At 72.0% G+C, this 14057-nt stretch carries 15 protein-coding genes; 14 read left to right on the top strand and 1 reads right to left on the bottom strand.

Going from position 1 to position 14057, the window contains the following annotated elements:
* Window positions 1-89: 89 nt before the first annotated feature.
* Window positions 90-512 (bottom strand): hypothetical protein, encoded by a 423-nt coding sequence (locus NUT86_RS31565; protein ID WP_159485524.1) that lies wholly within the window; start codon window positions 510-512, stop codon window positions 90-92.
* A 270-nt stretch (window positions 513-782) separates the two neighbouring features.
* Here NUT86_RS31565 and NUT86_RS31560 point away from each other — a divergent pair, with 270 nt between their 5' ends.
* From NUT86_RS31560 to NUT86_RS31500, 14 genes are all read left to right on the top strand, one after another.
* Window positions 783-2072, top strand: coding sequence for a GAF domain-containing protein (locus tag NUT86_RS31560; protein ID WP_274738672.1), 1290 nt, complete (start codon window positions 783-785; stop codon window positions 2070-2072).
* 325 nt (window positions 2073-2397) lie between these two features.
* Entirely contained in the window at window positions 2398-3258 is an 861-nt protein-coding gene (locus NUT86_RS31555) for an LLM class flavin-dependent oxidoreductase (RefSeq protein WP_274738670.1), read from the top strand.
* 382 nt (window positions 3259-3640) lie between these two features.
* A complete protein-coding gene (locus NUT86_RS31550; protein ID WP_167540501.1) occupies window positions 3641-4330 on the top strand; it encodes a class F sortase in 690 nt (229 codons plus the stop codon).
* Between the two features lie 194 nt (window positions 4331-4524).
* Window positions 4525-5172 carry a GNAT family N-acetyltransferase gene (locus NUT86_RS31545; protein WP_274738667.1) on the top strand — a complete coding sequence of 216 codons (648 nt, stop codon included), beginning with the start codon at window positions 4525-4527 and terminating at the stop codon, window positions 5170-5172.
* 92 nt (window positions 5173-5264) lie between these two features.
* Window positions 5265-5348, top strand: coding sequence for a putative leader peptide (locus NUT86_RS40700; RefSeq protein WP_350257049.1), 84 nt, complete (start codon window positions 5265-5267; stop codon window positions 5346-5348).
* Between the two features lie 215 nt (window positions 5349-5563).
* Window positions 5564-7261 (top strand): nitrite/sulfite reductase, encoded by a 1698-nt coding sequence (locus NUT86_RS31540; RefSeq protein WP_159485530.1) that lies wholly within the window; start codon window positions 5564-5566, stop codon window positions 7259-7261.
* On the top strand, window positions 7258-7446 hold the full coding sequence (locus tag NUT86_RS31535) for a hypothetical protein (RefSeq protein WP_148591000.1): 189 nt from the start codon (window positions 7258-7260) through the stop codon (window positions 7444-7446). Before NUT86_RS31540 ends, NUT86_RS31535 begins: the two co-directional genes overlap by 4 nt.
* Entirely contained in the window at window positions 7443-8144 is a 702-nt protein-coding gene (locus NUT86_RS31530) for a phosphoadenylyl-sulfate reductase (protein WP_093648504.1), read from the top strand. The genes NUT86_RS31535 and NUT86_RS31530 overlap by 4 nt, the downstream gene beginning before the upstream one ends.
* A 20-nt stretch (window positions 8145-8164) precedes the next feature.
* Window positions 8165-8698, top strand: a complete 534-nt coding sequence (gene cysC / locus NUT86_RS31525; protein ID WP_018088967.1) for an adenylyl-sulfate kinase — start codon at window positions 8165-8167, stop codon at window positions 8696-8698.
* Window positions 8695-9630: a sulfate adenylyltransferase subunit CysD gene (gene cysD / locus NUT86_RS31520; RefSeq protein WP_109893597.1), complete on the top strand. Its 936-nt coding sequence runs from the start codon at window positions 8695-8697 to the stop codon at window positions 9628-9630. Before cysC ends, cysD begins: the two co-directional genes overlap by 4 nt.
* A 2-nt stretch (window positions 9631-9632) precedes the next feature.
* On the top strand, window positions 9633-10988 hold the full coding sequence (locus NUT86_RS31515) for a sulfate adenylyltransferase subunit 1 (protein ID WP_274738663.1): 1356 nt from the start codon (window positions 9633-9635) through the stop codon (window positions 10986-10988).
* A gap of 212 nt (window positions 10989-11200) precedes the next feature.
* A complete protein-coding gene (locus NUT86_RS31510) occupies window positions 11201-12310 on the top strand; it encodes an aliphatic sulfonate ABC transporter substrate-binding protein (protein WP_159485534.1) in 1110 nt (369 codons plus the stop codon).
* A 41-nt stretch (window positions 12311-12351) separates the two neighbouring features.
* Entirely contained in the window at window positions 12352-13158 is an 807-nt protein-coding gene (locus tag NUT86_RS31505) for an ABC transporter ATP-binding protein (RefSeq protein ID WP_018088962.1), read from the top strand.
* Window positions 13145-14056: an ABC transporter permease gene (locus NUT86_RS31500; protein ID WP_093648495.1), complete on the top strand. Its 912-nt coding sequence runs from the start codon at window positions 13145-13147 to the stop codon at window positions 14054-14056. The genes NUT86_RS31505 and NUT86_RS31500 overlap by 14 nt, the downstream gene beginning before the upstream one ends.
* Window position 14057: the final 1 nt, after the last annotated feature.

Below are 14057 nucleotides of genomic sequence, written 5' to 3'. Positions count from 1 at the left end.
GGCCGCACCGAGGGGACGAGGACAGGGGGTTACCGCCGCCGCGCCGGTCAGGGAGCGGTGCCGCGCCGACCCGGCACCGCTCCCCGGTCTCAGGGGCGGCCGGGGCGCTCCGGCGGGTCCGCGAGGCGCCCGCGCAGCGCCGCATCGATGGCCACGACGAGGTCGCCGTCCGGCGCGTGGGGAGGGAAGGCGACCAGCACACCGCGCGCCTCGTAGTAGCGCAGCACGCGACAGGCCTCGTCCGCGCCGTTCCACTCCGCACCGTGCAGCAGGACGACGAGGTCGGCGAAGGCCAGGGCGGGCAGCAGACCGCCGGTGCCGGCCATCCGGTCGAGGAGCTGCGGGGCGCCGTCGACGACATAGCCGTCGGCGGGCAGCGGCTGACGTCTGATCAGCAGGTCGACCGCGGGCAGCCGGGGGACCCCGTAGTGGTCCGCCAGACGGGCCGCACGCGCAATACGGACCCCCTCGTCCGCTCCGATCACGACGACGCGCGGGGCAGCGGCCATCATGGTGAGCCCCCTCCCCCGCACTGCCGACATCACACGACGGCCGATGGCATCCCCGGCCACCACCGGCGGTTCCCCGACGGGTGTCCGGCGAACCCGCGGTGGCGGGGCACCATCGGCCGCTCGGCCCAGATTCCCCGGAACGCGTCATAGGCCACAACGGTTGCAGTCCGTTGCAGTGCGCCGGTACGGACCTGGACAATGCCGTTCCAGGACTGCCTGGTGACGGCACGAAGCGCACGGGCACAAGGACAGTGCACATCGGAGAGCAGCGTGAGCGACAGACCGATCGAAAGTGCCATCTGCTCGTCCCAGGACATCCGAGCGACGGCACACCGCCTCGCCACGGTCCGGGAGGCCGTGCTCACGGGCGGGACACCGTCCGACGCCCCGTCCGACGCGCCCCGCGCGGTGATCGGCGAATCCTGGCGCCGGGTGCGGGTCTCGGGTGTGGACCCGGACCGGGACCAGCCGCAGAACCCGTTGCCCGTCGCGGAGTTGGAGCACCGCCGGCAGATGTCCCGACTGGCCCCGGTGCTGCCGGTGCTCAACGAGGGGCTGCTGGCGGCGGCCGACGCCGCGCAGCAGATCATGGTCGTCACCGATGCCGAGGGCCGGGTGCTGTGGCGGGAGGGCAGCGCGCCGGTCCGCCGGATGGCCGACCGGCTGGGCTTCGACAAGGGCGCCCACTGGGCGGAGGACGTCGTCGGCACCAACGCCATCGGCACCGCGCTGGTGGCCCGCCGGCCGGTGCTGGTGCACTCCGCGGAGCACTTCGTCCGCAGCCACCACCAGTGGACCTGTGCCGCGGCGCCGCTCCACGACCCGCGCGACGGGCGGCTGTTGGGCACGGTGGACGTCAGCGGTCCGGCGCCCGGCTTCCACCCCACGACGCTCTCGCTGGTGTCCGCGGTCGCCCGGCTCGCCGAGGGCGAGCTGCGCAGCCGCCATCACCTCTCCCTGGAGCGGCTGCGGTCGAGCGCGGCGCCGGTGCTGGCGCGGATCGGCGGACGCGCCCTGGCCGTCGACCCGAGCGGCTGGGTCGTGGGGGTGACGGGCCTGACCCCGCCGGACCGGGTGGCGCTGCCCAAGTCCCCCGAGGCCGGGCCGCTGTGGCTGCCGCGCTACGGCAGGTGCACTCTGGAGCCATTGCCCGGCGGCTGGCTGATCCGTGTCGGGCAGCAGGAGCGGGACATCGGTCCGAGCCGGGTGGTGCTGGACGTCAGCGGCCGGGACGGCTCGACGGTCACCGTCAGCGGACCGGCCGGCAGCTGGTCGCACGAGCTGACCCCGCGCCATGCCGAGCTGCTGTTCGTGCTCGCCGCGCATCCGCAGGGGCGCAGCGCCGCCGAACTCGCCCGGGACCTGTTCGGTGACGACAGCCGTACGGTCACGGTGCGCGCGGAGCTGTCCCGGCTGCGCCGCCATCTCGCGAGCGTGCTGGCGCACCGGCCCTACCGCTTCGCGGACGGCGTGGAAGTGGAGCTCCGGCTGCCGCCGCAACCCGTGCATCTGCTGCCGCAGTCGCTGGCGCCCGCGGTGGCGGCGGCTCGGCGGGGCTGAGGGACGGGTCCGGAGGGGGTGCCGGAGGGGGTGCCGGAGGGGTTGAGGGTCGCCCGGCGGGCTGAGGGACGGGTCGGCGGGCCGAGGGGCGGCGGGCCGAGGCCGCGGCCGGAGGGGCCGGGGGACGGTCGACGGGACCGGGCGAAAAACCGGATGCGGCGCCGTGCTGCCCTCTCGTAAAGTGACCGCGCTCTGAATCAGCTCTCCAGAAGGCCGTCGCAGAACGGGAGCAGCCCGCGCGTACAGCACGCGCGGAGCCGAATGAGCGGGCGACACGACAATCCGTGATCACGCATGCCCGCATGCCCTTCTGGAGGACACCACCATGTCCGTAGGCCTTGGCCTTCCCATCGGCGACCCCGCACAGCTGTTGAGCTGGGCCCGGCGCGCCGAAGCCACCCCGTTCACCACCGTCGCCCTCCTCGACCGGCTGGTGTTCGGCAACCCCGAGCCCCTGATCACGCTGGCCACCCTGGCCGGCGCCACCTCCCGGATCCGGCTGCAGACCGAGGTGCTGCTCGCCCCGCTGCACCGCACGGCGCTGCTCGCCAAGCAGGCCGCCACGCTCGATCTGCTGTCCGGCTCCCGCTTCACCCTCGGCATCGGTATCGGCGGACGCGATGACGACTATCTGGCCTCCGGCATCGATCTCCGCACCCGCGGCCGACGGCTCGACACACAGATGGCGACCCTGCGGCGCCTCTGGTCCGGCGAACCGCTCTCCGCGGACGTCGGCCCGATCGGCCCCGGCCCGGCGCGGCCCGGCGGGCCCGAGGTGCTGTTCGGCGGTTTCGTGCCCGCCGCGCTGGAGCGCGTCGCCCGCTGGGGCGACGGCTTTCTCGGCGCCGCACTGCCGCCCGGGCACATGGACGGACTGTTCCGTCAGGTGGAGGACGCCTGGGACCGGGCCGGCCGTAGGGGCAGGCCGCGGCTGGTGGCCCAGGTCAATGCCGCGCTCGGCCCGCAGCCGACCCTCGACCGCGCCCGCGCGGAACTGCGCGCCTACTACGCACCGCACAGCTACACCGACCACGTGGTGAACGGTCTGCTCACCTCGGGGGACCAGATCCGTGAGGCGGTGGCCGCGTTCCGGGCGATCGGCGCGGACGAGGTGATGCTCTATTGCTGGTCCCCGGACCCGGACCAGGTCGAGCGGCTGGCCGGGGCGGTGTTCCACGGCGAGTAGCCGGCGGCCGGGCACCGCTCGGTCACCGTTCGGCGGGCGGCGCCCTCCAAGGGGGCGCCCTCCAAGGGGGCGCCGCCCGGCGGCAGGCCCGGCGGGAACCGGCCACGGGCGCGCGGGCGGACCCGGGCAGAGGCCGCGCGGACGACCCCGGGCACGGCGGGCGACCCCGGGCAGGGTGCGCGGCCCCGGGCAGGGGCCGGCGGGCACAGGCAGGAGCCGGCGGGCACAGGCAGGAGCCGGCGGGCACAGGCAGGCCGGCGGGCTCCACGGCCCCCGCGCCGCCACCCGTTCGACCGGCTGCTGTCGCTGCCCGCTCGGGGCGGCCCTAGCCTGCCGACTGCGGACCATGTGCTCCCGGGCGCGCGGCCACGGGAGGTGAGTGATGAGCTCGACAGGCCCGCCGGAAGCGGCGCCCGGGAAGCCGGCGGCCCCGCGTCGGCCCAGGTGGGGCGTGCTGCTCCTGGCCGGTCTCATCGGCCTCGGCATGGTGCGCCAGGGCCTGACCGGTGAGGCGGACGGGCCTCCGCAGCCCGGAGCCGGTTCGGCGCTCTTCCCCGGCGACCTGCCGCCCGACGGCCCCGCACCGCCGCCGCTGCCCCGTTCCGCCCCCTCCCGGGTGGCGATTCCGTCGATCGAGGTGTCGGCTCCGCTGATGCCGCTGGGCCTGGACGCGGACGGCGGGATCGCGGCCCCGCCGGCCGAGGACCCCGGGCTGGCGGGCTGGTACGCGAACGCGCCGACCCCGGGGGAGAACGGCACCGCCGTCATCGTCGGGCATGTCGACAGCCGCAGCGGGCCCGCGGTCTTCTACGGGCTCGGCGCCCTGGAGAAGGGCCGGACGGTCCGGGTGACCCGCGAGGACGGGCGGACCGCGGTCTTCGAGGTCTACGGCGTCCAGGTCTTCGACAAGCGGAAGTTCCCCTCACGGAAGGTCTACGGCACCACCGGACGCCCCGAGCTGCGCGTCCTGACCTGCGGCGGCGCCTACGCGGCGGGCTCCGGCTACGCGGGCAACGTGGTGGTCTTCGCCCGGATGACGGGATCCGGCCAGGGAGAACCGCCCGGCCGGTGACTCCGGGGAGCCACTCAGGCCCGGCAAGGCCCGAGATCCCCCACGAAGTGAACCGGCGTCTCACGATTCGGGACGGTCCGCTGCCACCCGCCCGACCCCTTCCCCTTCGACCTCCCCTGCCCCCCGTCCGGCCCCCCCTGCTCCCCTGTCGGTCTGAGCCCGGGGCCCGGGTCCCGGTGTGATGTGCTGGCCGCATGAGCATCTCGGTCACCACCTGGCACCTCGAACAGACCTCGCCCGCCGACCTGTCCCCCGCCCAGGCGCCGCCGGCCGAGCAGGACGTCCGTATCGTCCGCTCCGAGGTACCGTCGCCCGAATTCAGCCGCTTCCTCTACACGGCGATCGGCGGGGACATCGCCTGGACCGACCGGCTGACCTGGCCGTACGCACAGTGGGCGGAGTTCCTCGGGCGGCCGGGGGTGGAGACCTGGGTGGCGTACGAGCGCGGTACGCCGGCCGGGTTCATCGAGCTGGCGGGGGAGGCGGACGGTTCCGTGGAGATCACCTACTTCGGGCTCGTCCCGGCGTTCCGGGGGCGCCGGATCGGCGGGCATCTGCTCGCGTACGGGATCGAGCGGGCCTGGGACCTGGCGGAACGGTGGCCGGGGCGGGCGCCGACCAAGCGGGTGTGGCTGCACACCTGCAGCAAGGACGGCCCGCACGCGATGGCCAACTACCAGCGGCGCGGCTTCCGGCTGTACGACACCAAGGTCGCCGAGGAGGACGGGATACCCGCCCCCGGACCCTGGCCCGGCGCGGGTCCGATCACGGGTCCGACCACGGGTCCGACCACGGGTCCGACCACGGGTCCGATCACGACCGGCACCCCCGCCGGAGAGTGACCGACAGCACACCGTCTCGCGATGCGGGACAGAGGTGTCCAAATCCTGGATGACGGTGGACTGGCCGGAGAACGGCGTGCCAGGCTTCCGTCATGTCTCGAGCTGGAATTGCCTTGGTGAGTCGGCGGCACGTCGACCTCGGCCGCATGTCCAGCGCCATTTGTCGGGCGGGCTGAGGCTGCATTCACCAGGGGCCTTCGGCCCCGGGCAGCACCCAGCAGCACGCATTTTCCACGCCGTCCCCATCGTCGCGGACGCGCCGACACCCCCTTGACCCGCAGACCTCCCCGACGCGTTGTCACGCGCCGCCTTTCGGTGTGTCTGCGCAGGCCATCGTGGTGCCCGGCGACCGTTCCGGATCCCTTGAGCCCGCCCAGAAGGACGTACACCCATGGCCGCCTCCTCCGAAGTCCCCGCAGCTGCCACGACCCGCCGTAAGGCCGGACGCCACCGCGGTGAGGGCCAGTGGGCCGTTGGCCACTTCACGCCGCTCAACGGCAATGAGCAGTTCAAGAAGGACGACGACGGTCTCAATGTGCGGACACGCATTGAGACGATCTACTCCAAGGCCGGTTTCGACTCGATCGACCCCAACGACCTGCGTGGCCGGATGCGTTGGTGGGGTCTGTACACCCAGCGCAAGCCCGGGATCGACGGCGGCAAGACCGCGATCCTGGAGCCGGAGGAGCTGGACGACAAGCACTTCATGCTGCGGGTCCGGGTCGACGGCGGGCGGCTGTCCGTGGCCCAGCTGCGCGCCATCGGCGAGGTCTCCGAGGAGTACGCCCGCGGCACCGCGGACATCACCGACCGGCAGAACATCCAGCTGCACTGGATCCGTATCGAGGACGTCCCCGCCATCTGGGAGAAGCTGGAGGCCGTCGGGCTCTCCACGACCGAGGCGTGCGGCGACTGCCCGCGCGTGATCATCGGTTCCCCGGTGGCCGGTATCGCGGCGGACGAGATCATCGACGGCACGCCCGCCGTCGACGAGATCCACGACCGCTACATCGGCAGCAAGGAATTCTCCAACCTGCCGCGCAAGTTCAAGACCGCGGTCTCCGGCTCCCCCGTCCAGGACGTGGTCCACGAGATCAACGACGTGGCCTTCGTCGGCGTCGTCCACCCCGAGCACGGCCCCGGCTTCGACCTCTGGGTCGGCGGCGGTCTGTCCACCAACCCCAAGCTCGCCCAGCGCCTGGGCACCTGGGTGCCGCTGGACGAGGTCGCGGACGTCTGGGCCGGTGTCGTCGGGATCTTCCGCGACTACGGCTACCGCCGGCTGCGCACCCGCGCCCGGCTGAAGTTCCTGATGGCCGACTGGGGCCCGGAGAAGTTCCGCCAGGTACTGGAGGACGAGTACCTCCAGCGCAAGCTGATCGACGGCCCCGCGCCCGAGCAGCCGCGCTCCAAGTGGCGCGACCACATCGGGGTGCACCAGCAGCAGGACGGCCGCTTCTACGTGGGCTTCGCCCCGCGCGTCGGCCGGGTCGACGGCACCACCCTCACCAAGATCGCCGAACTGGCCGCCGCCCATGGGTCCGACCGGCTGCGCACCACCGTCGAGCAGAAGATGATCATCCTCGATGTGACGCAGGACCAGGTCGACTCGCTCGTCGCCGGGCTGGAGGCGCTGGACTTCCAGGTCACCCCCTCGCCGTTCCGGCGCGGCACGATGGCCTGCACCGGTATCGAGTTCTGCAAGCTGGCCATCGTCGAGACCAAGGGCCGCGGCGCGTCCCTCATCGACGAGCTGGAGCGCCGGATGCCGGACTTCCAGGAGCCCGTCACCATCAACCTCAACGGCTGCCCCAACGCCTGCGCCCGTATCCAGGTCGCCGACATCGGCCTCAAGGGCCAGCTGGTGCTGGACAACGACGGCAACCAGGTCGAGGGCTACCAGGTGCACCTGGGCGGCGCGCTGGGCCTGGAGCCCGGCTTCGGCCGCAAGGTCCGCGGTCTGAAGGTCACCGCCGATGAACTCCCCGACTACGTCGAGCGGGTGCTGCGCAACTTCGAGGCGGAGCGCGAGGAGGGCGAGCGGTTCGCCACCTGGGCGGCCCGTGCGGAAGAGGGTGCCCTCAAATGAGTGAGCGTGCGGCGCCCTTCTACTGCCCCTACTGCGGGGACGAGGACCTGCAGCCCTCCGAGGAAGGCCATGGAGCCTGGGAATGCCGGTCCTGCAGCCGTGCGTTCCGGCTGAAGTTCCTGGGCCTGCTGGCCCAGGGGCTGACCGGTAAGTCCCCTGCCGCACCCGACGGAGGTGAGTCGTGACCACCGCTACCACCGCAGCCGACCTGCAGCAGCTGGCCGAGCAGGCGGGCCGCGACCTGGAGGACGCGCCCGCGCTGGAGATCCTCACGTGGGCCGCCGAGACCTTCGGTCCGCGCTTCTGCGTCACCTCCTCGATGGAGGACGCGGTCGTCGCGCATCTGGCCTCGCGGGCGTTCCCCGGTGTGGACGTGGTGTTCCTGGACACCGGCTACCACTTCCCGGAGACCCTCGGGACCCGCGACGCGGTGGCCGAGGTGATGGACGTCAACGTCCTGACCCTGACCCCTCGTCAGACGGTGGCCGAGCAGGACGCCGAGCACGGCCCGAAGCTGCACGACCGCAACCCCGACCTGTGCTGCGCGCTGCGGAAGGTCAAGCCCCTCGAAGAGGGCCTGGCCCGGTACGACGCCTGGGCGACGGGGCTGCGCCGGGACGAGTCGCCGACCAGGGCGGGCACCCCGGTCGTCGGCTGGGACCCGAAACGGCAGAAAGTGAAGGTTTCGCCGATCGCCCGCTGGACACAGTCCGACGTGGACGCGTACGTGGCCGAACACGGTGTGCTGACCAACCCGCTGCTGACGGACGGCTACGCCTCCGTCGGCTGCGCGCCCTGCACCCGCCGGGTGCTGGAGGGCGAGGACGCCAGGGCCGGCCGCTGGGCCGGCAGCAACAAGACCGAGTGCGGGCTGCACGGATGACCGAGCATCAGGAGATATCCATGACGGGCGCCACGATCTGGCTGACCGGTCTGCCGAGCGCGGGCAAGACGACCCTCGCGCACGAGCTCGCCGGACGGCTGCGCGGCGAGGGCCACCGGGTCGAGGTGCTCGACGGCGATGAGATCCGCGAATTCCTGTCCGCGGGCCTGGGGTTCACCCGCGCGGACCGGCACACCAACGTCCAGCGCATCGGCTTCGTGGCCGAACTTCTGGCGAGCAACGGCGTCAAGGCGCTGGTGCCGGTGATCGCGCCGTACGCCGACAGCCGCGAGGCGGTGCGCAAGCGCCACCAGACCGAGGGCACCGCCTACCTGGAGGTGCATGTGGCCACGCCCGTCGAGGTGTGCTCCGAGCGGGATGTGAAGGGCCTGTACGCCAAGCAGGCGGCGGGCGAGATCTCCGGGCTCACCGGCGTCGACGACCCGTACGAGGCGCCCGAGTCGCCCGATCTGCGCCTCGAATCGCACACCCAGACCGTGCAGGAGTCCGCGGCGGCGCTGCACACGCTGCTCACCGAAAGGGGACTGGCATGACCGCCACCGCTGCCGTGACCGACGACCTCGACAACCCCTACGCGCTGTCGCACCTGGACGCCCTGGAGTCCGAGGCGGTGCACATCTTCCGTGAGGTGGCGGGCGAGTTCGAGCGGCCGGTGATCCTGTTCTCCGGCGGCAAGGACTCCATCGTCATGCTGCACCTCGCGCTGAAGGCGTTCGCGCCGGCCGCGGTGCCGTTCTCGCTGCTGCATGTCGACACCGGGCACAACTTCCCCGAGGTGCTCGACTACCGCGACCGCACGGTGGAGCGGCACGGGCTGCGGCTGCACGTCGCCTCCGTGCAGGACTTCATCGACCGCGGTGAGCTGCGCGAGCGCCCGGACGGTACCCGTAACCCGCTGCAGACCGTCCCGCTGCTGGACGCCATCGAGAAGAGCCGCTTCGACGCGGTCTTCGGCGGCGGCCGCCGGGACGAGGAGAAGGCGCGCGCCAAGGAGCGGGTGTTCTCGCTGCGCGACGAGTTCGGCGGCTGGGACCCGCGCCGGCAGCGCCCCGAGCTGTGGCAGCTCTACAACGGCAAGCACTCCCCCGGTGAGCACGTCCGGGTCTTCCCGCTGTCCAACTGGACCGAGCTGGACGTGTGGCAGTACATAGCCCGCGAGAAGATCGAGCTGCCCGCCATCTACTACGCCCACGAGCGGGAGGTCTTCGCCCGCAACGGTATGTGGCTGGCGCCCGGTGAGTGGGGCGGCCCCAAGGACGGCGAGAGCCTGGAGACCCGGCAGGTGCGCTACCGCACCGTCGGCGACATGTCCTGCACCGGCGCCGTCGACTCCGACGCGGACACCATCGAGGCCGTGATCACGGAGATCGCCGCGTCCCGGCTCACCGAACGGGGCGCGACGAGGGCCGACGACAAGATGTCCGAGGCCGCCATGGAGGACCGCAAGCGCGAGGGGTACTTCTAACCATGAGCACGACCACGAGCGCGATCGACGCCGTTGACGCGGGTGCCACCTCGCTGCTGCGTTTCGCCACCGCCGGATCCGTCGACGACGGCAAGTCCACCCTGGTGGGCCGGCTGCTGCACGACTCCAAGTCGGTGCTCGCCGACCAGCTGGAGGCCGTCGAGCACGCCTCCCGCAGCCGCGGGCAGGAGGCGCCCGACCTGGCGCTGCTGACCGACGGGCTGCGCGCCGAGCGCGAGCAGGGCATCACCATCGATGTCGCCTACCGCTACTTCGCCACTCCGCGCCGCCGCTTCATCCTCGCGGACACCCCCGGGCATGTGCAGTACACCCGCAACATGGTCACCGGCGCCTCCACCGCCGAGCTGGCCGTGGTGCTGGTCGACGCCCGCAACGGTGTCGTCGAGCAGACCCGCCGGCATGCCGCGGTCGCCGCCCTGCTGCGGGTCCCGCATGTCGTCCTGGCCGTCAACAAGATGGACCTGGTCGACTACGCCGAGCCCGTCTTCGCCGCCATCGCCGAGGAGTTCACGACGTACGCGGCCTCGCTGGGCGTCCCGGAGATCACCGCGATCCCGATCTCGGCGCTGGCCGGCGACAACGTCGTGACGCCGTCCGCCACCATGGACTGGTACGGCGGCCCGACCGTGCTGGAGCACCTGGAGACCGTGGCCGTCGTCGCCGACCCCTCGGACGACCCCGGCCGCTTCCCGGTCCAGTACGTGATCCGTCCGCAGACCGCCGAACACCCCGACTACCGCGGCTACGCGGGCCAGATCGCCTCCGGTGTGCTGCGCGTCGGCGACGCCGTCACCGTGCTGCCCTCGGGCCGTACGAGCACCATCGAGGCGATCGACGCGCTCGGCCAGGCCGTGGACGTCGCCTGGGCACCGCAGTCGGTGACCGTCCGGCTCTCCGATGACCTGGACATCTCGCGCGGCGACCTGATCGCCCCGACGGCCACCGCGCCGGGTGTCTCGCAGGACATCGAGGCGACCGTCTGCCATGTGGCGGACCGGCCGCTGACCGTCGGGCAGCGGGTGCTGCTCAAGCACACCACCCGCACGGTCAAGGCGATCGTCAAGGACATTCCGTCCCGGCTGACCCTGGACGACCTCTCCCAGCACCCGGCGCCCGGTGAGCTGGTCGCCAACGACATCGGGCGGATCGTGCTGCGCACGGCGGAGCCGCTGGCGCTGGACGCCTACGCCGACTCCCGCCGCACCGGCTCCTTCCTGCTGATCGACCCGGCGGACGGGACGACGCTGACCGCGGGCATGGCGGGCACCGCCTTCGCGGAGGCGGCCGAAGAGGCCGCGCCGGCGGCCGCGGCGGACGACGAGGGATGGGACTTCTGAGCATGCTCAAGGACGTTTTCTCGACCTTCGCGAAAGAGGGCGGCCGCATCGGCAGCGGCGCCCTGGGCAGCGGGCAGGGCGGAGTCGGCCGATGTGTGCGCTGACGATGCCCGACTCCGTATCCCCCACACCCCCCTTCCGAAGATCCACAGCTTCGCCGGGCGCGCCCTAGAGGGCGTGCACCGCCCGGCCCTCCGAGAGGAACTCCTCCCGTGTCTGCCGTTCGTCACCGCCTGCTGGCGGCCGCCGCCACCGTCCCGCTCCTGATAGGCGCGCTGGGCGCCTGCGGCTACGGCTCCGAGGCCAAGAAGGACACCGCGGCCGGTGTCGCCCCGAAGGGCGCCAAGACCGACGGGCTCGATCACCTGACGATCGGGTACTTCGGCAACACCACGCACGCGACCCCCCTGGTCGGCCTCCAGAGCGGCCGGTTCCAGAAGGAACTGGGCGGCACCGAGGTGAAGTCCTCCGTCTTCAACGCGGGCCCCGCCGAGATCGAGGCGCTCAACTCGGGCGCCATCGACATCGGCTGGATCGGCCCCTCCCCCGCGATCAACGGCTACGCCAAGTCGCACGGCAAGAGCCTGAAGATCATTGGCGGTTCGGCCTCCGGCGGCGTCTCGCTGGTGGTCAACCCCAAGAAGGTCAAGGGCCTCCACGACCTCAAGGGCAAGACGATCGCGACCCCGCAGCTGGGCAACACCCAGGACGTCGCGCTGCTCAACTACCTGGCCGAGAAGGGCTACAAGGTCGACCCCACCACCGGCAAGGGCGACGTCACCGTCCAGCGCACCGACAACAAGGTGACGCCCACGGTCTTCCAGCAGGGCGCCATCGACGGTGCCTGGGTGCCCGAGCCCACCGCTTCCAAGCTCGTCGCCGAGGGCGGCAAGACGATCCTGGACGAGAAGAAGCTGTGGAAGGACGGGAAGTTCGTCATCACGAACATGATCGTCTCGCAGAAGTTCCTCAAGGAGCACCCGAAGGCCGTCGAGGCGGTGCTGCGTGCCTCGGTGAAGACCAACGCCTGGATCCGCTCGCACCCGGCCGAGGCGAAGAAGACCCTCAACGACAAGCTCGCCTCCGCGGACGTCGCCGGCAAGGCACTGCCGCAGAACGTCATCGACTCGGCGTTCAAGAACGTCGATGTCACCGATGACCCGCTGGCCGCCACCCTCCAGCAGGAGGCCGACCACGCCGTCAAGGCGGGCCTGCTCAAGAAGCCCGACCTCAAGGGCATCTACGACCTCACGCTGCTGAACAAGGTGCTCAGGTCCGAGGGCAAGCAGCCGGTCGACGACGCCGGACTCGGCAGCAAGTAGCTCCCGCCCGCAGCACCGCACTCCCCCAGGAGGTGACACCGATGACGACCACCACGCTCACCAAGCAGCAGCCCGCCACGGCGGACCCGGGCACCACCGTGCCGTACGCCGCTCGCATCGACCATGTCTCGAAGTCGTTCGGCCGCACCGGCGCACAGCAGCATGTCCTGGACGACATCACCATCGATGTGGCGCCCGGCGAATTCGTCTGCCTCCTGGGGGCCTCGGGCTGCGGCAAGTCCACCCTCCTCAACCTCGTCGCAGGCCTCGACGCGCCGTCCGCCGGCGCCATCGAGACGCCGGGCGGCCGGCCGGCCCTGATGTTCCAGGAGCATGCGCTGTTCCCGTGGCTGACCGCGGGCCGCAACATCGAACTGGCGCTGCGGCTGCGCGGGGTGCCGCGCGCGGAGCGCCGCGACGAGGCCGAGCGGCTGCTCGAACTCGTCCGGCTCAAGGGCGCCCACGGCAAGCGGGTGCACGAGCTGTCGGGCGGGATGCGCCAGCGGGTCGCGATGGCCCGTGCGCTCGCCCAGGACAGCCAACTGCTGCTGATGGACGAGCCGTTCGCGGCGCTCGACGCGATCACCCGCGATGTGCTGCACGACGAGCTGACCCGTATCTGGCGCGAGACGAACCTCTCGGTCCTCTTCGTCACCCACAACGTCCGTGAGGCCGTACGGCTCGCCGAGCGGGTGGTGCTGCTGTCCTCCCGCCCGGGGCGGATCGCCCACGAGTGGCGGGTGGACATCCCGCAGCCGCGCCGCATCGAGGACTCCGCGGTCGCCGACCTTTCCATCGAGATCACCGAACAGCTCCGTGGGGAGATCCGCCGCCATGGCCAGCACTGAGACCAAGGCCCCGTCCACCGCCGCGGAGGCGGGTGACAGCTCCGGCGACATCGCCGGTCTGGAGGCCGGGCTCGACGCCCTGGAATCCAGGGTCGTCGACCGGCAGCCGTGGCTGCGCACCGCCACCTCGAAGGCGCTCCCTCCGCTGATCGCCATCGCGATCGTGCTCGCCCTGTGGCAGCTCGCCTACCACTTCGAGCTCAAGCCGCACTACCTGCTGCCGAGCCCCGTCGAGGTCGGCCACTCGCTGCAGCAGAAGTGGCTGGAGGGCACCCTGCTGAGCTTTGTGTGGACCAGTGTGTCCCGCGGCGCCCTCGGCTTCCTGGCCTCGGTGGCGATCGGCACGGTGCTCGGGCTGATCGTCGCCCGGGTCAAGGCCGTACGGGCCGCGATCGGGCCGATCCTGAGCGGGCTGCAGTCCCTGCCCTCGGTGGCCTGGGTCCCGGCCGCGATCATCTGGTTCGGGCTGAGCGACGCCACGATCTACACGGTGGTGCTGCTCGGCGCGGTCCCGTCCATCGCCAACGGGCTGGTGGCCGGTGTCGACCAGATCTCCCCGCTCTACCTGCGGGCGGGCCGCACCATCGGTGCCACGGGCTTCGCCGGGGTACGGCATGTGCTGCTGCCGGCCTCGCTGCCGGGCTACATCGCCGGGCTCAAGCAGGGCTGGGCGTTCTCGTGGCGCTCCCTGATGGCCGCCGAACTCATCGTGAACGCGCCCGATCTGGGCACCGGACTGGGCCAGCTGCTGGAGCAGGGCCGTGAGCTCCAGGACATGTCCTGGGTGCTGTCCGCGATCCTCCTCATCCTCATCGTCGGCATCGGCATCGAGCTGCTGATCTTTGCCCCCGTCGAACGCCGGGTGCTGCGCAGCCGCGGCCTCCTCGTGAAGAGCTGAC

Origin of the sequence: Streptomyces sp. G7(2002) (genome assembly GCF_028870195.1) — a bacterium.
In the GTDB taxonomy this organism is placed as follows: domain Bacteria; phylum Actinomycetota; class Actinomycetes; order Streptomycetales; family Streptomycetaceae; genus Streptomyces; species Streptomyces nigrescens.
The sequence above is the reverse complement of the archived record's forward strand: the minus strand, read 5'-3'. Positions and strand labels throughout refer to the sequence as shown.